At 55.2% G+C, this 21,792-nt stretch carries 22 protein-coding genes; 12 read left to right on the top strand and 10 right to left on the bottom strand.

The genetic code is table 11. The features are described 5' to 3' along the window. Positions 1-90: 90 nt before the first annotated feature. The 12 genes from VSR74_RS17670 to trpS all read left to right on the top strand — a co-directional run bounded on the left by VSR74_RS17670 (position 91) and on the right by trpS (position 10,089). The gene (locus tag VSR74_RS17670) at positions 91-879 is read left to right on the top strand and encodes a pilus assembly protein (RefSeq protein ID WP_347795922.1); all 789 of its coding nucleotides are present in this window, start codon (positions 91-93) and stop codon (positions 877-879) included. After that, on the top strand, positions 876-1,412 hold the full coding sequence (locus tag VSR74_RS17675; RefSeq protein WP_347795923.1) for a PilN domain-containing protein: 537 nt from the start codon (positions 876-878) through the stop codon (positions 1,410-1,412). The genes VSR74_RS17670 and VSR74_RS17675 overlap by 4 nt, the downstream gene beginning before the upstream one ends. Next, complete coding sequence (locus tag VSR74_RS17680) at positions 1,399-1,839, top strand: HofO family protein (RefSeq protein ID WP_347795924.1); 441 nt, start codon at positions 1,399-1,401, stop codon at positions 1,837-1,839. The genes VSR74_RS17675 and VSR74_RS17680 overlap by 14 nt, the downstream gene beginning before the upstream one ends. Further along, entirely contained in the window at positions 1,826-2,227 is a 402-nt protein-coding gene (locus VSR74_RS17685; protein ID WP_347795925.1) for a HofP DNA utilization family protein, read from the top strand. The genes VSR74_RS17680 and VSR74_RS17685 overlap by 14 nt, the downstream gene beginning before the upstream one ends. Further along, positions 2,145-3,377: a DNA uptake porin HofQ gene (gene hofQ / locus VSR74_RS17690; RefSeq protein ID WP_347795926.1), complete on the top strand. Its 1,233-nt coding sequence runs from the start codon at positions 2,145-2,147 to the stop codon at positions 3,375-3,377. The genes VSR74_RS17685 and hofQ overlap by 83 nt, the downstream gene beginning before the upstream one ends. 270 nt (positions 3,378-3,647) lie before the next feature. Continuing rightward, on the top strand, positions 3,648-4,169 hold the full coding sequence (gene aroK / locus VSR74_RS17695) for a shikimate kinase AroK (RefSeq protein WP_015962691.1): 522 nt from the start codon (positions 3,648-3,650) through the stop codon (positions 4,167-4,169). Between the two features lie 72 nt (positions 4,170-4,241). Continuing rightward, complete coding sequence (aroB, locus tag VSR74_RS17700) at positions 4,242-5,336, top strand: 3-dehydroquinate synthase (RefSeq protein ID WP_347795927.1); 1,095 nt, start codon at positions 4,242-4,244, stop codon at positions 5,334-5,336. Positions 5,337-5,421: 85 nt separating this feature from the next. After that, entirely contained in the window at positions 5,422-6,738 is a 1,317-nt protein-coding gene (gene damX / locus VSR74_RS17705; protein ID WP_347795928.1) for a cell division protein DamX, read from the top strand. A 75-nt stretch (positions 6,739-6,813) separates the two neighbouring features. After that, entirely contained in the window at positions 6,814-7,644 is an 831-nt protein-coding gene (gene dam / locus VSR74_RS17710) for an adenine-specific DNA-methyltransferase (protein WP_347795929.1), read from the top strand. A gap of 16 nt (positions 7,645-7,660) precedes the next feature. Beyond that, positions 7,661-8,338 (top strand): ribulose-phosphate 3-epimerase, encoded by a 678-nt coding sequence (gene rpe, locus VSR74_RS17715; protein ID WP_347795930.1) that lies wholly within the window; start codon positions 7,661-7,663, stop codon positions 8,336-8,338. Next, the gene (gene gph, locus VSR74_RS17720; protein ID WP_347795931.1) at positions 8,331-9,092 is read left to right on the top strand and encodes a phosphoglycolate phosphatase; all 762 of its coding nucleotides are present in this window, start codon (positions 8,331-8,333) and stop codon (positions 9,090-9,092) included. The genes rpe and gph overlap by 8 nt, the downstream gene beginning before the upstream one ends. Continuing rightward, the gene (trpS, locus tag VSR74_RS17725; RefSeq protein ID WP_347795932.1) at positions 9,085-10,089 is read left to right on the top strand and encodes a tryptophan--tRNA ligase; all 1,005 of its coding nucleotides are present in this window, start codon (positions 9,085-9,087) and stop codon (positions 10,087-10,089) included. The genes gph and trpS overlap by 8 nt, the downstream gene beginning before the upstream one ends. A gap of 209 nt (positions 10,090-10,298) precedes the next feature. Here the strand turns inward: trpS and VSR74_RS17730 are convergent, their stop codons facing one another. The 10 genes from VSR74_RS17730 to tsgA all read right to left on the bottom strand — a co-directional run bounded on the left by VSR74_RS17730 (position 10,299) and on the right by tsgA (position 21,669). Next, the gene (locus tag VSR74_RS17730; RefSeq protein WP_347795933.1) at positions 10,299-11,030 is read right to left on the bottom strand and encodes a GntR family transcriptional regulator; all 732 of its coding nucleotides are present in this window, start codon (positions 11,028-11,030) and stop codon (positions 10,299-10,301) included. Positions 11,031-11,127: 97 nt separating this feature from the next. After that, a complete protein-coding gene (gene frlD, locus VSR74_RS17735) occupies positions 11,128-11,913 on the bottom strand; it encodes a fructoselysine 6-kinase (protein ID WP_347795934.1) in 786 nt (261 codons plus the stop codon). Further along, positions 11,913-12,740 (bottom strand): fructoselysine 3-epimerase, encoded by an 828-nt coding sequence (gene frlC, locus VSR74_RS17740; protein ID WP_347795935.1) that lies wholly within the window; start codon positions 12,738-12,740, stop codon positions 11,913-11,915. The genes frlD and frlC overlap by 1 nt, the downstream gene beginning before the upstream one ends. 48 nt (positions 12,741-12,788) lie before the next feature. Continuing rightward, the gene (gene frlB, locus VSR74_RS17745) at positions 12,789-13,811 is read right to left on the bottom strand and encodes a fructoselysine 6-phosphate deglycase (RefSeq protein ID WP_347795936.1); all 1,023 of its coding nucleotides are present in this window, start codon (positions 13,809-13,811) and stop codon (positions 12,789-12,791) included. Positions 13,812-13,832: 21 nt separating this feature from the next. Continuing rightward, on the bottom strand, positions 13,833-15,170 hold the full coding sequence (gene frlA, locus VSR74_RS17750) for a fructoselysine/psicoselysine transporter (RefSeq protein ID WP_347795937.1): 1,338 nt from the start codon (positions 15,168-15,170) through the stop codon (positions 13,833-13,835). Between the two features lie 268 nt (positions 15,171-15,438). Then, positions 15,439-15,609 (bottom strand): YhfL family protein, encoded by a 171-nt coding sequence (locus VSR74_RS17755; RefSeq protein WP_347795938.1) that lies wholly within the window; start codon positions 15,607-15,609, stop codon positions 15,439-15,441. Positions 15,610-15,815: 206 nt separating this feature from the next. Next, positions 15,816-17,189, bottom strand: a complete 1,374-nt coding sequence (gene cysG, locus VSR74_RS17760) for a siroheme synthase CysG (protein WP_347795939.1) — start codon at positions 17,187-17,189, stop codon at positions 15,816-15,818. Between the two features lie 132 nt (positions 17,190-17,321). Beyond that, positions 17,322-17,648: a nitrite reductase small subunit NirD gene (gene nirD, locus VSR74_RS17765; protein WP_347795940.1), complete on the bottom strand. Its 327-nt coding sequence runs from the start codon at positions 17,646-17,648 to the stop codon at positions 17,322-17,324. After that, a complete protein-coding gene (nirB, locus tag VSR74_RS17770) occupies positions 17,645-20,188 on the bottom strand; it encodes a nitrite reductase large subunit NirB (protein ID WP_347795941.1) in 2,544 nt (847 codons plus the stop codon). Before nirB ends, nirD begins: the two co-directional genes overlap by 4 nt. 302 nt (positions 20,189-20,490) lie before the next feature. Further along, positions 20,491-21,669: an MFS transporter TsgA gene (tsgA, locus tag VSR74_RS17775; RefSeq protein ID WP_347795942.1), complete on the bottom strand. Its 1,179-nt coding sequence runs from the start codon at positions 21,667-21,669 to the stop codon at positions 20,491-20,493. Positions 21,670-21,792 lie beyond the last annotated feature (123 nt).

The following is a 21,792-nucleotide window of genomic DNA, read 5'->3' on the forward strand; positions in this document are numbered from 1 at the left end:
CAGTTTATAAACAAACGCGCGGTAGTATAAAGGCAAGCCAGATGCATTGATATAGCCGTCACTATGATGGCGTTTAAGGGATATCACGAAATGGCTTTCGGATGCTGGCAAATTGGTCTTCATATTCAACAGGATAAAATTGCGGCTCTCGCGCTCCAGCGTGTGCGCGGCGGCTGGGCGCTGCGTCGCTGGTGGCTTCTCCCGCTTCCCGCCGATTTTTCCTCTCTTTCACCTCCACAGACGGAAAACGCGCTGGTGGCGACTCTCTCGCCCTGGCGGCGTGAGCTTCCGTGGCAACACGCGGTAAGCCTGGCTTTTCCGGCGAATCGCACACTGCAGAAAACCCTTCCACAGGCCGCCATGACCTTGCGCGACAGCGAACAGGCACAGTGGATCGCCAGTGCGATGGCGCAGCAGGTGGCGATGGAGCCCGGGGCGCTGTGTTTTGATTATCAACAAAGTCCGCAGGCAGACGGCTGGAGCGTGACTGCTGCCCGGCGCAAGGATGTCGAGCAGCTACAACGTGTTGCGCGCGCCCTGCGTTTGCAGGTGACGGCGGTAACGCCCGATGCCAGCGCATTACGGCAGTTCCTCCCCTGGCTTTCCGCTGAGTGGAATGGGCTGGCGTGGCATGACGCAAATCAGTGGCTATGGGCCAACGCGACGGGCTGGGGGAGTGCTGAACTTGAACAGACGCCATCGCTGTCTCACCTGGAGGCGCGGCTGGCGACGACGGGGCTGGTTCAATGCACGACCCACGTTGGTGGGGCCATCTGTTTTGACCCCTGGAGTGTAATCGGGCAGAAGTATCCCCCTCTGCCGGGCGAAGGCGATGACTTTGCCGTGGCTATCGCTCTGGCATTGGGGGCACAGGCATGACGACACGGGTTAATTTTCTTCCCTGGCGGCAATCTCGTCTGCGAAGGCGACGCTTTCGCGGGTGTCTGATTGTGGCAGGCATGCTGTTATTGGCAATGGTCACAGGCGGTATCCGACTGGGGGATCTGCGCCTCAGCAACGCCGCTCTGGCGCAGAAAATCGAGGCGGAGCGCCAGTTGCTGCGCGCGCTGACCCTGCGCGAAGAACAACTCAATGCGCGGCAGCAGGCGCAGAAGCTATTACAGCGTGAAGCGTCCGCCCGCCTGAAAACTCTTGCCTGGCAGGCGCGCTTACAGGCGCTCGCCGCTCAACTGCCTGAACAGGCATGGCTTACCGGGCTTGGTTATCAGAATGACGTATTGACGCTTTCCGGCGTACTGAACCGCTTTTCTGCCCTGCATGCGCTCGATGAGACGATGCAGCACATTGCGGAGTTTCATCCGGCTGTTGCCGGAAAGATGACGCGCGATGATGCGGGACGCTGGCTGTTTAATTACCAGATCAAAAGGAGCGTCGCCGATGCAGCTCCCTGAACGCTGGCAAGCAGGGCTCGCCGGAATCGTGTCGATAGCGGCGATCGGTATGCTGGCGCTATTGCGCCCGGAATCAACGTTGCAGGAGGCGCAGCGCACTGCGTGGCAGCAACAACAAGCTTTACGGGCTGCGCGCTGGCAAAGCGTGATGTCACGGCAAAGGGCACTTCTGCCTATAGAAGAGAAAACTGTGGCGGCGGGTAAGCCATTTTCCCCTGTTGATTTTCAACGCCAGGGTTCTGAACTGGTGAGCTGGACGCCCGCTGGTCGCGGCGGCGAGTTGGCGCTGGAAATTGAGTGGAACCAAATACCTTCCGTTTTTGCACTGCTTGCCGAACGTGACATGCAGGTCATGGCCTTTTCGATTAAAGCTGGCGTAGTGCGGCATATGCTGACGCTACAACTGGAGGGGCATGATGGGGATTGATCCACGCTGCGTAATAGTGCTGCTCGCCCCATTGCTACTGGCAATGCGCGATCCCTTTGTTCCGGTTGACGACCCCTGCCATACCGCGCAGCTCAGCCTGCTGCAATACGCCGGGCATGTTGATGACGGGCTGCGGCAGATTGGCTTTTTGCGTGATGAAAAAGGCCAATGGCGACGCGTGGAGCGCGATGCGATGCTCAATTCACGCTGGCGCATTGCAGAGATAACGGCAGAAAACCTGACCCTCAATCTTGGGGCAGAGTGTGACCCCTCGCACTGGCGAGTCATCAAAGGAGAAAATACGAATGATAAAAAGGATAAGCCTGCTGGTGCTGTTACTGCAGCCACTGTTGGCAGCCAGCAAAAACGTGTCGCTGGTGGTGGATGATGTCCCAATCGCACAGGTGCTGCAAAGCCTGGCGGATGTCGAACAGCGCAATATGGTTATCGCACCGGATGTGCAGGGCGTACTGTCGTTGCAGCTTAAAAATGTGCCCTGGAAACAGGCGCTACAAACCGTGCTGACCAGCGGTGGGCTCACGATGACGCAGCAGGGGAATGTAATATCCATCCACTCTCAGGCCTGGCAGGAGGCGCGTCAGCAAAAGGCGCAAGCCGAGCAGGAGAAGCGCCAGCAGACACTGCCGCTGAAAAGCCGCAGTATCGTGCTGTATCACGCCGATGCGGCTGAGCTTGCCAAAGCCGGAGAAAAACTATTGAGCCCGCGTGGTACGCTCACTGTCGATAAACGCACCAATCGGCTTATTTTGCGCGACGATGAAAAGCATTTACCGCTTTTCGATAGCTGGGTCAGTGAAATGGATATCCCCGTAGGGCAGGTTGAGCTGGCGGCGCATATTGTCACTATTAATGAAAAGAGCCTGCGTGAGCTTGGCGTAAAATGGACGCTGGCGGACGCGGCAAATCCGCCGGGGCTCGGGAAAATCACCTCACTCAGTAGCGATCTTTCGGTGGCGGATGCAACCACCCGTGGCGGGTTTAATATTGGCCGTATCAATGGTCGCCTGCTGGAACTGGAACTTTCGGCGCTGGAGCAAAAGCAGCAACTGGAGATTATCGCCAGCCCTCGCTTGCTGGCTTCTCACCTACAACCCGCCAGCATCAAACAGGGCAGCGAAATACCCTATCAGGTCTCCAGCGGGGAAAGCGGCGCGACGTCGGTAGAATTTAAAGAGGCGGTACTGGGAATGGAGGTGACACCGACGGTGCTGCAAAAAAATCGTGTTCGCCTGAAACTGCACATCAGCGAGAATATGCCTGGTCAGGTGCTGCAACAGGCTGATGGCGAAGTGCTGGCGATTGATAAACAGGAAATTGAAACCCAGGTGGAAGTGCAGAGCGGGGAGACGCTGGCGCTGGGCGGAATTTTCTCGCAAAAAAACAAAACTGCGCGTGATGGTGTACCTTTACTGAGCGATATTCCGTTATTGGGGCAACTTTTTCGCCATGATGGCAAAGATAATGAGCGACGGGAGCTGGTGGTGTTTATCACGCCGAGGATCATTTCAGCCCGATAATCGCTGAAATTTCTTTACGAACTGGCGTCAGGTGTTTGACGTGAGGGCCGATTTAGCATACAAGGAGTACCGATTTGAGCGTCGGCGCACTCTATTCGGTCTCCTCCGGGGCGGTAATTTAATCTGTTGCCAAACCAGCCGGAGTATTGAGATAATTTTCAGTCTGACTCTCGCAGTATCGCACAAGAGGTTTCAGTTCATGTCCAGCGACGCCAAAGTATTTGCGGCGCGGATTTATCATTAACGAATAGTCTTAGTAGTACCAAAAAAATGGCAGAGAAACGCAATATCTTTCTGGTTGGACCTATGGGTGCCGGCAAAAGCACTATTGGGCGCCAGTTAGCCCAACAGCTCAATATGGAATTTTACGATTCTGATCAAGAGATTGAGAAAAGAACAGGCGCTGACGTGGGCTGGGTCTTTGATGTCGAAGGCGAAGAAGGTTTCCGTGACCGCGAAGAAAAGATCATCAACGAGTTGACGGAAAAGCAGGGCATTGTTCTGGCGACAGGCGGTGGCTCTGTGAAGTCTCGCGAAACGCGCAATCGTCTCTCCGCCCGCGGCGTGGTTGTCTATCTCGAAACGACCATCGAGAAACAGCTTGCGCGCACGCAGCGCGATAAAAAACGTCCGCTGTTGCAGGTTGATGCGCCGCAGCGCGAAGTCTTCGTTGCGCTGGCTGATGAGCGTAACCCGCTGTATGAAGAGATTGCCGATATCACTATCCGTACTGATGATCAGAGTGCGAAAGTGGTCGCGAACCAGATCATTCATATGCTGGAAAGCAACTGATACTGACCCGCGAGCAAAGCGTCAGCGTAAAGCGTATAAGCGAATATAAGTAACCAAGGTGGACGTCGCGTTATGGAGAGGCTTACTGTAACTCTCGGGGAACGTAGTTACCCGATAACCATCGCGGCTGGTTTGTTTAACGATCCAGCTTCCTTCTTACCGCTCAAGTCTGGCTGCCAGGTTATGCTGGTCACCAACGAAACGCTGGCGCCGCTCTATCTTGATAACGTCCGTTCTGTGCTGGAACAGGCTGGCGTTAAAGTGGACAGCGTGATCCTTCCCGATGGCGAGCAGTACAAGAGCCTGGCGGTGATGGATACCGTGTTTACCGCATTACTGCAAAAACCGCACGGTCGCGACACGACCCTGGTGGCTCTTGGCGGCGGCGTCATCGGCGACTTAACCGGGTTTGCGGCGGCGAGCTATCAGCGCGGCGTGCGCTTTATTCAGGTTCCCACCACTCTGCTTTCGCAGGTGGACTCCTCGGTTGGCGGCAAAACGGCCGTAAACCACCCTCTCGGTAAAAATATGATTGGCGCGTTCTGGCAACCGGCTTCTGTGGTGGTTGATCTGAACTGCCTGAAAACGCTGCCGGCTCGTGAACTCTCCTCCGGCCTCGCCGAAGTTATCAAATATGGCATTATTCTCGATGCGCCGTTCTTCGACTGGCTGGATGAGAATATCGATGCGTTGATGGCGCTTGACGAAAAAGCGATGGCGTACTGCATTCGTCGCTGCTGTGAATTAAAAGCAGAAGTTGTCGCCGCGGACGAGCGAGAAACCGGCTTACGTGCTTTACTCAATCTTGGACATACTTTTGGACATGCGATTGAGGCCGAGATGGGTTACGGTAACTGGCTTCACGGTGAAGCCGTAGCTGCTGGCATGGTAATGGCGGCGCACGCGTCTGAACGATTAGGCCAGTTTAAGCCCGAGGAGACGCAGCGTATTGTTGCGCTGCTTAAACGCGCAAACCTGCCGGTCTCAGGCCCGCAGGAGATGTCTGCCGAAGCGTATCTGCCGCACATGATGCGTGACAAAAAAGTTTTAGCCGGTGAGATGCGACTTGTCCTCCCGCTGGCAATCGGTAAAAGTGAAGTACGCGGCGGCGTATCGCATGATGTGGTTCTTGGCGCTATCGCTGATACTCAGCAGGCGCAACAATAAGAAAGGTCAAGCCGCGTTCGCGCGGCGTTTTATCTTCAGGTGAAGTGCAATAGTTGTGGGCGTGAGCCTTTTAGTGGGGTGTTAAATGGATGAATTTAAACCAGAAGACGAGCTGAAACCCGATCCCAGCGATCGTCGTACTGGTCGCTCTCGTCAATCTTCCGATCGTGACAATGAGCCACAGATCAACTTTGATGATGTGGAGCTGGAAGCGGATGAGCGCCGTCCGGCCCGTAGCCGCAAGGCACGTGAAGATGTCGAGCCCGAAGATGAGCTGTATGACGACGAAGATGATGCAGAGGCGGAAGAAGTCGTCGAGCGTCGTCCGCGTAAACGTAAATCCCCACCGCGTAAACCGGCTTCTCGCCAGTACATTATGATGGGCGTCGGGATTCTGGTGCTGCTGCTGCTGATTGTCGGCATCGGTTCGGCGCTGAAATCACCGTCTTCCTCTTCCAGCGACCAGAGCGCGTCGACGGAAAAGAATATCGATCTCTCCGGTGATGCTGCCGATCAGGCTAATGGCACTCAGCCTGCGCCGGGCACCACTTCGGCAGAACAGACCGCTGGCGCTAACCCGCAGCAGGACGTTTCTCTGCCGCCAATCTCTTCCACGCCGACTCAGGGCCAGCCAGCCGCTGCGCCGGAAGGTCAACAGCGTGTTGAAGTGCAGGGCGATCTGAATAACGCACTGACTCAGCAGCAGGGCCAGGTCGATAACGTGGTGGTGAACTCCACGCTGCCGACTGAACCGGCAACCGTTGCGCCTGTCCGTAACGGCGCGGCATCTCGCCCGGTGGCAACGGAAAGCGCACCGCGTCAGCAGACTGCGGCCACGCGTCCTGAACGCAAGCAAACGGTGATTGAACCGAAACCGCAGAGCAAGCCGCAAACGACCGCAGCGGCGAAACCGGCGCCGGTAACTGCACCGAAGCCTGTTGCCCAGCCACCAAAACACACCGAAACCGCGGCTACGAAAGCCCCGGCTGCATCCACCGCTCCGGCGAAACCGGCTGCGACGGCGAGCACTCCGGCTCCGGCTGCAACGTCTACCACTGCCCCTGCGGCAACGACGGCGCCTGCTGCAACTGCTGCCTCCAGCGCGGCGAAATCCGCAGGCGATGTAAACTCGCTGAAATCTGCGCCTGGCGGCCACTATACGCTCCAGCTCAGCTCCTCTTCTAACTACGACAACCTGAACGGTTGGGCGAAGAAAGAGAACCTGAAAAACTACGTGGTTTATCAGACCACGCGTAACGGTCAGCCCTGGTATGTGCTGGTAACGGGTGTTTACGCTTCGAAAGATGATGCGAAACGCGCGGTCACCACGCTGCCTGCCGATGTGCAGGCGAAAAATCCGTGGGCAAAACCGCTGCATCAGGTGCAGTCTGACCTGAAGTAATGTGGCGTGCTATAAGGCGCAGGATGCTGTCGGAGCTTTCTCCACAGCCGGAGAAAGTGTAATTAGTTAGGCAGCATGAAAAAAAATCGCGCTTTTTTAAAATGGGCAGGGGGCAAGTACCCCCTGCTCGAAGATATTGGCCGGCATCTACCGAAAGGTGAGTGCCTGGTCGAACCGTTTGTTGGTGCAGGGTCGGTATTTCTCAATACCGACTTTTCTCGTTATATTCTTGCCGATATTAATAGCGATCTCATCGATCTCTACAACATCGTGAAGTACCAGCCCGAAGAGTATGTCGCCGAGGCGCGCAAGGTGTTCACGCCCGAGACGAATGACTCTGATCGGTACTATGCATTCCGCGCTGAATTTAATGCCAGCACGGATAAAATGCGCCGCGCGGTACTTTTCCTCTATTTGAACCGTCATGGTTATAACGGTCTGTGTCGCTATAACCTGCGCGGCGAATTTAACGTGCCGTTTGGCCGATACAAGAAGCCTTACTTCCCGGAAGCCGAGCTGTACCACTTCGCTGAAAAAGCGCAGAACGCCGAGTTTTATTGCGAGTCTTATGAAGTGTGTATGGATCGCGCCCATCAGGCTACAAAAGCGGTCGTCTATTGTGACCCGCCGTATGCGCCACTGTCGGCGACGGCAAATTTCACGGCCTACCACACCAATAGCTTCAGCAGCGAACAGCAAAAACTGTTGGCCGATAAAGCCGAAGAGCTGGTGGCGAAGCGCATTCCGGTACTGATTTCAAACCATCGGACACCGGAGACGGTGGCGTGGTATAACAACGCAGTACAGCACGTCGTAAAAGTACGACGTAGCATTAGCCGCAATGGCGGCACGCGTAATAAGGTGGATGAGCTGCTGGCGTTGTATCGCCCGGCAGATAAAAAATAGTTTTCAGGAGATGCGGATGAAACAGTTTTTGATTGCCCCCTCAATTCTGTCGGCTGATTTTGCCCGCCTGGGCGAAGACACCGCCAACGCACTGGCAGCCGGTGCGGATGTGGTTCATTTCGATGTTATGGATAACCACTATGTGCCGAATTTGACCATCGGCCCGATGGTGCTGAAAGCCCTGCGCAAATACGGTATTACCGCGCCTATCGACGTTCACCTGATGGTGAAACCGGTCGATCGTATTGTTCCCGATTTCGCAGCGGCAGGCGCCAGCATTATTACTTTCCATCCCGAAGCGTCTGAGCATGTCGATCGCTCGCTGCAACTGATCAAAGAGCATGGCTGTAAAGCGGGGCTGGTGTTTAACCCGGCGACGCCGCTGAGCTATCTCGATTACGTGATGGACAAACTGGACGTTATCCTGCTGATGTCGGTGAACCCGGGCTTCGGCGGCCAGTCCTTCATTCCTCATACCCTCGATAAGCTGCGCGAGGTGCGCCGTCGTATCGACGAATCTGGCTATGATATTCGTCTGGAAGTGGACGGCGGGGTGAAGGTGAACAACATTGGTGAAATCGCCGCAGCCGGAGCGGACATGTTTGTCGCGGGCTCCGCGATTTTCGACCAGCCGGACTACAAAAAAGTGATTGATGAAATGCGCAGTGAACTGGCAAAGGTAAGTCATGGATAAATTGCAGAGCATTCGCGGCGTCGCCTTCGATCTTGACGGTACGCTGGTGGATAGCGCGCCGGGGCTGACTGCTGCGGTAGACAGCGCGCTCTACGCGCTGGAACTCCCGGTCGCGGGCGAAGAACGCGTCGTGACCTGGATAGGTAACGGTGCCGATGTCCTGATGGAGCGGGCGCTGGCCTGGTCTCGTCAGGAACGCGCAACCCAGCGCGCCGCGCAGGGTAAACCTTCCATCGATCACGCGGATATCCCACAGGATGAGCAGCTTCGTGTGCTGCGTCGCCTGTTCGACCGCTACTACGCTGAATTTGCCGAAGAGGGCAGCTTCCTGTTCCCCCACGTTGAGAAAACGCTGGCAGCGCTGTATGAAAAAGGGCTGCCGCTGGCGCTGGTGACTAACAAACCAACGCCGTTTGTCGCGCCATTGCTGGAAGCGCTGGGTATTGCGCGCTTCTTCAGGGTGGTCATTGGCGGCGATGATGTGCAGAACAAGAAGCCGCATCCGGAGCCGCTGTTGCTGGTGGCGAAGCGTCTGGAAATTGCGCCCGCTGAGCTGTTGTTCGTCGGTGATTCACGCAACGATATTCAGGCGGCAAAGGCCGCGGGCTGTTGTTCCGTCGGCCTGACCTACGGCTATAACTATGGCGAATCCATCGCGCTCAGCTCGCCGGATCACCTCTTCGACCATTTTAATGAACTCTTGCCCGCGCTCGGGCTTCCGCACAGTGAAAATCAGGAATTAGAAAATGACTAAGCCCATCGTTTTTAGTGGCGCACAGCCGTCAGGTGAATTGACCATTGGCAACTATATGGGTGCGCTGCGTCAATGGGTAAACATGCAGGATGACTACCATTGCATCTACTGCATCGTTGACCAACACGCCATCACCGTGCGTCAGGATCCGCAGGCGCTGCGCAAAGCAACCCTCGATACCCTGGCGCTCTATCTGGCCTGTGGCATCGACCCGGAGAAAAGCACCATCTTCGTTCAGTCTCATGTGCCGGAGCATGCACAACTGAGCTGGGCGCTGAACTGCTACACCTACTTCGGCGAACTGAGCCGTATGACCCAGTTCAAAGATAAATCCGCCCGCTACGCCGAAAACATCAACGCCGGTCTGTTCGATTACCCGGTGCTGATGGCGGCAGATATTCTGCTGTATCAAACCAACCAGGTGCCAGTGGGTGAAGATCAGAAACAGCACCTGGAACTGAGCCGCGATATCGCCCAGCGCTTCAACGCCATCTATGGCGATATTTTCAAAGTGCCTGAGCCGTTCATTCCGAAATCCGGCGCGCGCGTGATGTCGCTGCTGGAGCCGACCAAGAAGATGTCCAAATCCGATGACAACCGCAACAACGTTATCGGCCTGCTGGAAGATCCGAAATCTGTCGTCAAGAAAATCAAACGCGCGATGACCGACTCTGAAGAGCCGCCGGTGGTGCGTTACGACGTGAAAGAGAAAGCGGGCGTTTCCAACCTGCTGGATATCCTCTCCGCCGTCACCGGACAGAGTATCCCGGAGCTGGAAAAACACTTCGAAGGCAAAATGTACGGCCATCTGAAAGGTGAAGTGGCGGAAGCGGTTTCCGGCATGCTGACCGAGCTGCAGGAACGCTACCACCGCTTCCGTAACGATGAAGCCCTGCTCAATAAGATCATGAAAGAGGGTGCGGACAAAGCCAGCGCTCGCGCTTCTGCAACGCTGAAAGCGGTCTATGACGCGATCGGGTTTGTCGGTAAGCCGTAATGCATTCTGCTTGACTAAAACCGGGTTAATCCCTAATGCCAGTCGTTTAAGGATCGGTTGATCGATCCGGTGGCTGGTGTAAACAACAGGCGACCCATCCGAAATGACACGGTCTGAATCTTTTTGCCGTGGATGGTGTCGTCTGGCGTGCCACAGGTACTGCGCATTTTACGCGAAAGCGTCAGCCAGGTGGCGTCGGGTGAACAGGACTAATGCCGTTTGTTATCAATGGTTAAGGTGATTCGGTTGGCGCGGCAAAAGAGTTCGGAAATATGTACCGGTTTGTCGTTCTGATCGAAGGCTGTCTTACTGATGCGAAACAGCGGTTCCCCCAGCTCGCACTTCAGCCATTTTGCCTGGGCGCGGGTGGCGGCAAAGATATCAATGGTTTTTTTATCGCTCAGCACTCGCGTATCAAAACGCTCCTGAAATAACTGATAAGTTGAAGCGCCTTCCGTATAAAGCGTATCAAAATCAGGGTAACGCGAGAGGGGGATCCATGAACTGTCGATAAACAGCGGCTCTTTGTCGAGGTACATCACGCGGCTGAGATGAAACACGTCGCTGTTGCCGGGAATATTGAGTTTCTCGCAGAAGGGGGCGGCGCTGATACGCTCCTGCTCAATCACTTTCTCTTTTGTCGGTTTGCCCTGTGATACGCCGAAGTCGGTAAAACCGCTCACGGTAAGCAGCGCGTTCTCAACTTTCTGGCTCTGCACAAAGGTGCCTTTCCCCTGCCAGCGGATCAACACACCGTCGGCGACCAAATCGCTAATCGCTTTGCGGATAGTGATGCGGCTGACGTTGTACTGGGCGCAGAGATCGATTTCCGTGGGGATCTGTTGACCTGGCTGGTAGATCCCCTGAGCGATGTCATCCAGCAGTTGCTGGCGTACCGTTGCATAGAGGAGTTGGTGTGAGTAGCGATCCGTGGCTGACATAATCGACCCTGAAAAAGAGAGTAATAAACGGATTATAGGGTCGTTTGTGGGTAAGTAACAGCGTGTTGGCGTGAAGATACTCACGCCAACATTGCGATTACCAGGCACCGTGATACTGAATAGTTTGTGATGCACTGGCTGTGCCCAGTTGCATAGCCTCGTGTAATGATTGGCCTGATGCCCATGCACAGAGGAATCCGGCGATGAAAGAGTCGCCAGCGCCCATCGTATCGACGACGGCGACCTGCTGCGGCGTTTGCCGCCAGAATTGCCTGCCATCCCAGGCGATACTGCCGTTTTCTCCCAGCGTAACGATGATTGCGCCAGCGCCTTGCGCCACAATACTTTTCATCCGCAGGCGCAGGGCCTCATCCTCAATCTGAGCGGACGCAAAAGCAAAGTCGAGATGCGGCGATAGCGTGTGCCATAGCGGGCTATCCCATTTGTCGGAGAAATCGAAAGAGGTCGTTTTTCCCGCCGCGTGGAGGCGAGGGAATGCCTCTTCCGCATGCCCCCAGATTGCCGCATGGATGATGTCGTACCCGGCAAGCCAGTGATAATCCTCTTCACTGAGGGCAAAATCGGCCATCACGCCTTCGCTATAATCGCCAAAAACCCGATCGTTGCCGTTGAGCGTGACCTGCGTTTGTGCGGTCTCGCCCGCTTTGGTGTGAACGTGGCTGATATTGACCCCTTTTCGGGCCAGGTCGCTCTTCAGGGTATTGCCAAAGTCATCTTCGCCAACCCAGGTGATGCACCCTGGCTGCATACCGTAGCGCGTGGAGTAGACAGCAACATTGACAGCGTTGCCGCCGGAAAAGGCTTTGTTGAGCTGTGGATAGATATCTATGCAGTTATCGCCAATGGTCGCCAGTTTTTTCATTATGCGCCCTCCGGCAACAGCGCGCGAAAACGCTCCAGCGCCTGGCGCGCATAGAGCCTCGGTTCGTTCATGTACATCGTTACCAGCTCGACGGTGCAGTAGCCGTCATAGCCGCTATCGATGATATCGCGCATCAGTTCGCGCAGCGGCATTTTGCCATCGCCGGGAATGTAGTGAGTATCGCTCGCCCCGTCGCTGTCGACAATGTGCAGATGGCGCAACTTATTCCCCAGTTTGCTGAAATAGCTCATCACCGGTTCGGCCTGAACATAGGGCGCGCAGATGTCGATCATGCTGAATAAGCGGGGGGATGGCGCCAGCGACAGCGCGCGAAGAACATCGTTGGCATTACACACCACGTTCGACTCATACGGCGTGAGTGGCTCCAGAATCAGATCCATTTCAATGTTTTCGGCGTATTCGCACAGCTCGTTCAGGTTTTCTGCCAGCCGCGCCCAGATATCGTCAGGCGTGGCGAGATAGCCTGCGTGAGCCGCAGAGATTAGCGTACAGCCTGCATTCATCTCTTTCGCCATGTCCATCGCCAGTTTAATCATATCCAGACTTTCACGGCGCATGAGTTCGTCGCCGATCATCATGTTGTAGGGATAACCGTTGGTTTCCGGCGTATAGCCGATGATAGGCATCTGATAGGTTTCGGCGAGCGCTTTGATCTGGCGGATGCCGCCCGCTTTCAAATCGGGGGCAAAGGCGTGGGGGCGACCTCCCCATAGTTCGATACCGTCATAACCCAGTTCATGCGCGTCGCGAAAGGCGTGCTCAATGGGCAGCCGCTGGTGGCCGCAGGTAAACATACCTGTTTTCATGATATTGCTCCTTCGTAAACCCGGCGCGTAGCCGGGTCAGGTTAGGGATTAATACTCGACGATGCCACCGTAGTAGCGGCGTTCATCCGGGTTGTGGTCTTTGTAAATAGAGAGGTAGTAGCAGAGCCACTCCATCGGCACGAACATCAGGAACGGTGCGAGCCACGGGTGCAGGCCCTGCGCGATATCGGCGTAATCAATCACGATGACGTTATCGGTGCGTTGCTTCACGAAGCTGATGGCGCGCTCGGTGGTGTGACGGCTCTCGTCGTTACCCAGCAGGAACAGGAACGGTACGCCGGGCTCGACAATCTCCAGCGGGCCATGACGAAATTCGCCGCTTTCAATGACGCAACCGTGCGTCCAGGTAAATTCCATCAGAGTAACGATGCCCTCTTTATAGCCCAGCGGGCGCAGCGGGCCGGCGGAAACGGTGTAGATCATCGGCCACTGGCTGGCCTGTTCGCCTAACTGACGCCCTTTCTCTTCCCAGTTGCGAACCAGATAACCGAGAGCCTGCGGCAACTTGTCCAGGTCATTTTTAATTTTGCCAATCTCTGGTGTTGGAGAGAGGCGGGTAATCATCTCCAGCACCACGCTGTAGCACAGCAGAAGATGAATTTCCCAGATACAGTCGGCCTGATAGTCGACAACAAACTCCGCCGGTACGGTGATTGGGCTGTCCGGGCGTTTGGTAAAGGCGGCAGTGAGCGCCCCGCAGGCGCGGCCCAGTTCCAGCGCTTTGATGACTTCCTCAGTTTTGCCGTAATCGGACACGCCGATGACGGCGCAGCGATCGTCGAGGCGGTAAGGCGTGTTGTCACAAAATTCCCAGCCGGAGATGGCGTATACCTGAAGGTCGGAAAAACGATCCGCCAGATGTTTTGCCGTTTGCGCGGCGTTCAGCGGTGAACCGCAGGCAACAAAGTAGATACGATCGATGTTGCGACGGATCATCTCTCCTGTGATGGCGTGAACACGCGGAACATCCGCAGAGAGGACTTTTTCTACTTCCTGCACCATGTTTTCAGTAACCAGGAAGTCCACGGTGCTTTTATCAATATCCAACATTTCAATAATCTCCAGATAATATTACGACAGAGTGGCCAACTGGCGATTACGCTTTTCCCAGAAGGCGTAAGCGGGCAGGCCAGTAGCAATAACAATGACGGCACAGATAAGCCCTGGAATCGGGGCCCAGACAAAAGTGGACGCGACCAGAATCAGGCTGGAGGCGATGGCGAGAAAGGTCATCAGGCCGAATGCCGGAGTGCGCCATAAGGGTTTGTAATCTTCCCGTTTCCGGCACCAGATAATGGAGCCGAAGGTCAGCGTATTTTTGAAGCACATTACCAGGGTGAAATAGCCCAGCAGGCTGGTCAGGTCAGAGACGAAGATGAAGAAGATCCCCAGCGCCGCCTGCAACACGATAGAGACATCCGGCGTGTTATATTTCGGATGAACGTGACCAAAGCATTTGAAAAACAGGTTATCTTTCGCCATCGCGTACTCAAGACGCGGCTGGTACATCACGCAACTGGAAAGCGAACCGAGGATCACGATCATGGCGGTGATGGCGACGAAAATTCCCGCAGTGCTGCCGAGGGCGGGGATCCAGGTTAGCGCATCGGAAATGGGGGTTTCGGACGCGGCAAGCTTATCGAACGGCATCAGGCCGGAAATCACTAACGCCAGCAGGGTATAGAGCACTAAAACGAGTAAACAGGATCCAATCAGCGCTCGCGGCATGGTCTTGCCAGGGTTTTTGATCTCCCCGGTCATGTAGCAGATGGAGGCCATGCCTGTGTAGGACCAACTGGTGGCGGAGATCCCGGCCAGCAGCGCCATAAATCCGCCTGTTGCGCCTGCGATGCTGGTGGCCGGGGCGGCGAAATTATCCGTTTTGAACCAGAAGATCCCAAGACCGATAACGATGGTAAAGGGGATGATCTTGGCGATGGTAATCAGGGTCTGGAATGCGGCGCCGCCCTCTACAGAACGCAGATGCAGCAGCATAAACATGATGATCAACGCCGAGGCGATAAACTTACCTGCCAGCGGATCAATTGGCATCAGAAAACCGAGGTTGCTGACCACCGCAAGCGCCATGATGGAGAGCGACGGAGCATCATTTGCCCAAAAACTGGCCCAGCCGGAAAGGAATGCCAGAGGACGGCTTCCTGCGTTTTTCAGATAAACATAATCTGCACCGTTTTCCGGGTATGCGGTCGACAGTTCCGCATAAACGCACATCTGGGGAATCACAATCAAACCGCCGATAACAAAAGCGAGCACGGTTAACCACGGGGTTCCGGCCGCTTTTGCGACTTCACCTACTGAAACGAAAATACCGGAACCGACGGTTGTCCCGACGGCGATAGCAAGGACGGCCCAAAAGCCGAGCTTGCGTTGAAGTTCCTGGCTTTCCATATCAATACCTTTTTAGTGTCCAATATGTTGTAGGGGGAGAGTTCGTTGTTACGAATACATGTTACATGACAACGTAATACGAATATAACAACATATGATGTATTGTAATTTTGCAGGAGATCACAAAATTGCGACGAGAGCAGGAAATCGATCCTGATAATTCGATATCCCTTTGAAATGGATGCAAAAAAAGATCGCAATTGCGATCTTTTGTCTTTGGATTAAAACGAGAGGGTAAACAAGGCGCTACATGGCATTTATCATGCGATTACTGGTCAGCCGCCGGGCCACAGCCGCCAATAATTTTAGAAATGGAAATGGCCGGGTGCAGCAGGTAGTCGTAAGAGCAGGTTTTGTTTTTATTCTCGATGTGCCCGGTGCAGGCGGTGAGGGTAGAGAGCGCCAGTACCACGGCAGCGGCTTTCAACATGGTTTTCATAGAATCATCCCTTGAATAAATAAACGTTAATAAATCCATGTGCTTACCTCCGGTCAGGCCGGGATAAGCTGTCTTTATTTAACGTCATGCCGCGGGAAATGAATAATTCGATTAACTTAAAGACGTATTAAATATTAATAATAATCGTAGATGTCATGCATTTGTTCTATGTGTGGGCGCGGCAGATCTACCGCGCCCGAAGGAAATTAATGATTTGAGAACCAGTTCAGCTTCTCGCGCAGCGCGACTACGTGCCCCACAATAATCAGTGCCGGGCTTTCCATCTGCTGTGCCAGGGCGCCTAACTCTGCCAGGGCGCCGTCAACGACGCGCTGTTTAATGGCAGTACCGTTTTCAACGATGGCGACGGGCATATTGGCGGACATGCCGTGCTCAATCAGTTTTTCCTGAATGGTTGCCGCCTGATTCAGTCCCATATAGAACACCAGCGTCTGTTTTTCCGCTGCCAGGTTATGCCAGTCCAGTTCACCGCCGGTTTTCAGGTGGCCTGTTACCAGACGCACGCTCTGGGCGTAGTCGCGATGGGTTAGCGGAATGCCCGAGTAAGCTGAGCAGCCAGACGCTGCCGTAATACCAGGCACGACCGAGAAGGGGATTCCGGCGTTGCACAGGGTTTCCAGTTCTTCGCCGCCGCGCCCGAAGATAAAGGGATCGCCGCCTTTCAGGCGCACTACGCGTTTGCCTTGCTGCGCTTCACGCAGCAGGATTTGGTTGATCTCATCCTGCGGTACGCAGTGATAACCCGCGCGTTTCCCGACGAATACGCGGTCAGCGTCGCGACGCACCAGATTCATGATGTCATCGGAGACCAGGCGGTCATAAACCACCACATCGGCCTGCTGGATTTGCTGCAGCCCCTTGAGCGTCAGCAGCCCTGCATCGCCCGGCCCGGCGCCGACCAGCACCACTTCGCCGCGGTGATCCAGCGGTTCGCTCAGTAGTTGTTCGGTGGCTTGCTCAATTGCCGCTTTATCCTGATTGGCCAGCGATTGCGCCAGGCGATCGTGGCTGAACAGTTTTTCCCAGAAACGACGGCGCTCGCCGATGGTGGCAAACTGCTTTTTCACCCGCGAACGCAACTGTCCGGCATAATGGGCGACCTGGCCGAGATGCAGCGGCAGCAGCGACTCCAGCTTTTCACGCAGCAGGCGCGCCAGCACCGGCGAGGTGCCGCCGGAGGAAACGGCGACCATCAGCGGCGAGCGGTCGATAATCGACGGCATGATAAAACTGGCGGCTTTCGGCGCATCCACCACGTTGCAGAAAATGCGTCGCGCTTCGGCGGCATCACTCACCTGCTGGTTAACCGCGTCGTTATCGGTTGCCGCGATAGCCAGCCAGCAGGTGTCGAGAAGCGAGGAGTCAAACTTACCTTCAACCAGCGTTAGCATGCCTGCATCTTCCCATACTCTGAACTGAGGAACGTACTCCAGCGCGTTGACTGTCAAACGGGCGCCGGCGTCAAGCAGCAGGCGCGCTTTACGCTCAGCGATATCACCGCCGCCAACCAGTAAACAGTCGCGGTCGCGTAGCTGGCAGAAGATAGGTAAGTGATCCACGGTGTAGCCTCACAGATGGACAGAAACAGGGGAATAATGGGGGGTAGAATAACAGCAGGTGCCGTATGAACCATACGACTTTTCCTGCTGTTACCTCTAAGAGGTCATAGGCGAAACCTATGACCTTGTACGTCAGGCTTTAAGCTGCACCTGACCGTCTTTTACGCGGGCGTTAAAATGGGCGACGGAGTGACTTTCGTCCTCCATGCATAACCCGTCAGTTAAGCGGAAACGCTGTTTTTTCAACGGACTGGCGACCCATAATTCGCCCTGATGTTCGGCTATCAACCCGCGTGACAACACGCTGGATTCAAAGAACGGGTCGATGTTGCTGATGGCGAAAACGCGCTCGTCAGCGTAAGGGCGGAAAATGGCGACCTGCTGGTCGCCCAGCAGGGCGCAGACGCCGGTTGCCGGCAAAATAGCGTCGATTTTGCAGATGTTTACCCACTGGCTCATGCGTTGTCCTCCACCAGAGTGACCGGGATGCGTTCGTACGGCGTGGCCGGGCGATGCTGTTCACGTTCAGGCACAACCTGTACGTTCGGGTCACGTTGCTCGCTGTTGATAAAGTGTTTGAAACGAACCTGTGCCGCCGGGTTGTTGACGGTTTCCGTCCACTCGCAGGCGAAGGCGTCGCGCAGGCGGGCAATCTCAGATTCCAGATGCTCGTTCAGGCCCAGCTTGTCGTCGATGATCACGGCGCGCAGGTAGTCGATGCCGCCTTCCAGGTTATCCAGCCACGGCGCGGTACGCGTCAGTTTATCGGCGGTGCGAATGTAGAACATCATGAAGCGGTCGAGGTATTTCACCAGCGTATCGCGATCGAGATCGGCCGCCAGCAGATCCGCATGGCGTGGTTTCATCCCGCCGTTACCACACACATAGAGGTTCCAGCCTTTTTCGGTGGCGATAATGCCCACGTCTTTCCCCTGGGCTTCCGCACATTCGCGGGTACAGCCGGAGACGCCGAATTTCATTTTGTGTGGAGTACGAATGCCTTTGTAGCGATTTTCCAGCTCAACGCCGAAGCCAACGCTATCACCGACGCCGTAGCGGCACCAGGTGCTGCCGACGCAGGTTTTCGCCATACGCAGCGCTTTAGCGTAAGCGTGGCCGGTTTCAAAGCCCGCTTCAATCAACTGACGCCAGATTTCCGGCAGGTCATCTTTCTGCGCGCCAAACAGGCCGATACGCTGAGAACCGGTAATTTTGGTGTACAGATTAAACTCGCGCGCGATACGACCGACTGCAACCAGCCCTTCCGGGGTGATTTCACCGCCCGCAGAACGCGGGATGACGGAATAAGTGCCGTCTTTCTGGATGTTAGCCAGGAAGTTATCGTTGCTATCCTGCAACGGCGTATGTTCCGGTTTGAGGATATACTCATTCCAGCAGGAAGCCAGCAGGGAGCCAACGGTCGGTTTACACACTTCGCAGCCGTAGCCTTTACCGTATTTTTGCAGCAGTTCGTCGAAGGATTTAATCCCTTCCACGCGGATTAGGTGATACAGCTCCTGACGGGTGAAAGCGAAGTGTTCGCACAAGTTGTTGTTAACTTCGATGCCCTGCTTAGAAAGCTCAGCGTTCAGCACCTGCGTGACCAGCGGGATACAGCCGCCGCAGCCGGTACCGGCTTTGGTTTCCGCTTTCAGCGCTGCTACGGTGTGGCAACCTTTGTTGATTGCGGCGATCAGGTCGCCTTTGGTGACATCAAAGCAGGAACAGATTTGTGCGCTGTCCGGGAGTTTATCAACCCCAATAGAGGGTTTACCGCTACCCGCGTGAGCCGGGAGGATCAGCGAGTCCGGGTTTTCCGGCAGCTCGATTTTGTTCATTTCGAGTTGCAGCAGGTTGCCGTAGTCGCTGGTGTCGCCGACCAGCACCGCGCCGAGCAGGTATTTGTTGTCTTCGCTGACGATCAGGCGTTTGTAGACTTCTTTGCTTTCGTCGAGATAGACGTAGCTACGTGCGCCTGGCGTGCGGCCATGTGCATCGCCGATGCCGCCAACGTCCACGCCCAGCAGTTTCAGTTTGGCGCTGAGATCCGCGCCCTGGAACGCATTGTTGGTGCCGAGGATATGATCAACCGCCACCTGCGCCATTTTGTAGCCCGGCGCGACCAGCCCGTAAACGCGGTTGTTCCAGCTTGCACATTCGCCGATTGCGTAGATATCCGGATCGGAAGTCTGGCAGGTGTCGTTAATCACGATACCGCCGCGCTGCGCCACCGCCAGACCGCATTGGGTCGCCAGTTTATCGCGTGGGCGAATACCGGTGGAGAAGACGATAAAGTCGACTTCTAAATCGCTGCCGTCGGCAAAACGCATGGTTTTACGCGCTTCTTTGCCTTCCTGAACGATCTCTTTGGTGTTTTTGCTGGTGTGCACACGCACGCCCATGCTTTCAATCTTACGGCGTAGCTGCTCGCCGCCCATCTGATCAAGCTGTTCGGCCATCAGCATGGGGGCAAATTCGATAACGTGGGTTTCAATGCCGAGGTTTTTCAGCGCGCCGGCCGCTTCCAGGCCGAGCAGGCCGCCGCCAACGACTGCGCCGCGTTTGCTGCGACGCGCGCAGGATTCAATGGCGTTAAGATCTTCGATGGTGCGATAAACAAAGCAGTCCTGCGTTTCAGAACCTTTGATTGGCGGGATCCACGGATATGAACCGGTCGCCATGATCAGTTTGTCGTAAAACACAGTACGACCCGCGCTGGAGTGGATCACCTTCTCCTGCCGGTTAATCGTGATGGCGCGCTCGCCAATCAGCACGTTAACGCCGTGTTTCTCATAATAACCTTCGCGCACCAGCGACAGTTCTTCTGCGGTATGGTGTGAGAAGTAGGAGGAGAGATGTACACGGTCATAGGCTTTACGCGGTTCTTCACAGAACACGGTGATGTCGTACAGGCTGGCGTCGGACTTATCGAGAAGATCCTCAATAAAGCGGTGGCCGACCATGCCGTTACCGATAATTGCGAGTCTGACTTTGCTCATTATTGCCTCGATTTCTTTTCTATTACTGCCTACCTTAACGATTCAGCAATGGCGATTATTGATACAAATCAAATACACCTTTGCCTACCACTTAATGGGTATATCTATGATTTGTCAGTATTTTTCTAAGTTGCGGAAAAGACTCGCTTTTCCTGGTTGTTCGTTTTGTGTACAAAACCGAAGCAAAATGAGCATTTTGTGCTGCTTGAAAATTCAGCGAGCAGAACGCAGAGAAAGGAAAGAGCCGGGAGGGGAAGATACAGCCGATATCCGGCCTAACTTTGTAGGCCGGATTATTTCGCTTAGTGAGACGCTGTCCCGTGCTGACGGTGACGGCTAACAAAGCCGAGGATCACGCACATTACAAAGACTACCGCGTAGAGGGCGTTGGCAGTAACCAGCGCTGCATGCGGGCCGCTGTGGGCGACAATCGGGCCTGTGACCACGAAGGTGAGCATGGTGCCGATAGTGCCGCAGGTCAGAACGAAGTTAACCAGCTTCGGCGAAGCCACTTTGGTTTGCAGAGAACCCAGCGTAATGATTGAGGTGTAGATGGCGCTGGAGAAGAAGCCCAGCGTCAGGATGAACCACGCCAGATGCTGCGGCTCGCCGTGAATGAAGAAGTACATCAGCACGGTCGCCAGGCCCGCCAGCACGGTCAGAATGCGTTGCAGGTCGAAGAAGCGCAGAATAAAGCTGAACGCCCACATGCCGAACATATAAGACATCCAGAAATCGCTGACCAGTTTGCCCGCGTCGTTCAGGCTCATGCCCAGACCCTTGGCGTATTCCGGAACCCAGGAGATAAAGCCCAACTGGCCGAGGATGTAGCACAGCGCGGCAATCGACAGGAACAGTACGCCGATACCCCATTTTTCTTTCACGACCGGTTGTGCGTCGGGTGCCGCTTTCTTACCGAGAACCGGGAAGTCACAGCCGAAGGTCAGAATAAAGATTGCCACGTAGACCAGACCGATGCAGGCATAAACCCAGTACCACTCAATGCTGCGCGCCAGCAGTACGGCGGCGACCATCGGGAAGATCATCCCGGCCATGCTGAAAAAGGAGTCGGTAAACAGCAGACGCGCGCCGCGCTGGCGGCCTTCATACATGTGGGTTATCAGGAACGTACCGATGGACATGGTGATCCCGCTGACCAGGCCAAGCACGAACATCGCGGCAGAGAACAGCGCCAGGCTGTGGGTGGTCATCAGACCGGCAACCGCCAGCACCATCAGCACAAAGCCAAAACGGAGCTGTGTTTTCAGCGGCACGATTTCCATCAGCCACGCGTTCAGGAAGATGGAGATCAGGATCCCGGCGTTCAGGAAGGTGAAGGTGTTACTCATGCTGGAAACGGGCAGATTAAAGTAATCGGCGATATTTCCCATCACCATCCCGGTGACAATCACCAACGCGCCGGTAAGGGCGTAGGAGAAAAAGCTGATCCATGTGAGCTTGATACGGTTGCTGTTAGTCATGACTGGCCTGTATGAATAGAAACGTAAAACGCGTTGACACCCCGCCGGGTGCGCAGATTTTATTCATTAAAGTGATGTATTCATAGTTTTATTGCATTAGGCCTACTTATTGCACTGGTCAAT

This window comes from Pseudocitrobacter cyperus (assembly GCF_039889165.1).
In the GTDB taxonomy this organism is placed as follows: Bacteria; Pseudomonadota; Gammaproteobacteria; order Enterobacterales; family Enterobacteriaceae; genus Pseudocitrobacter; species Pseudocitrobacter cyperus.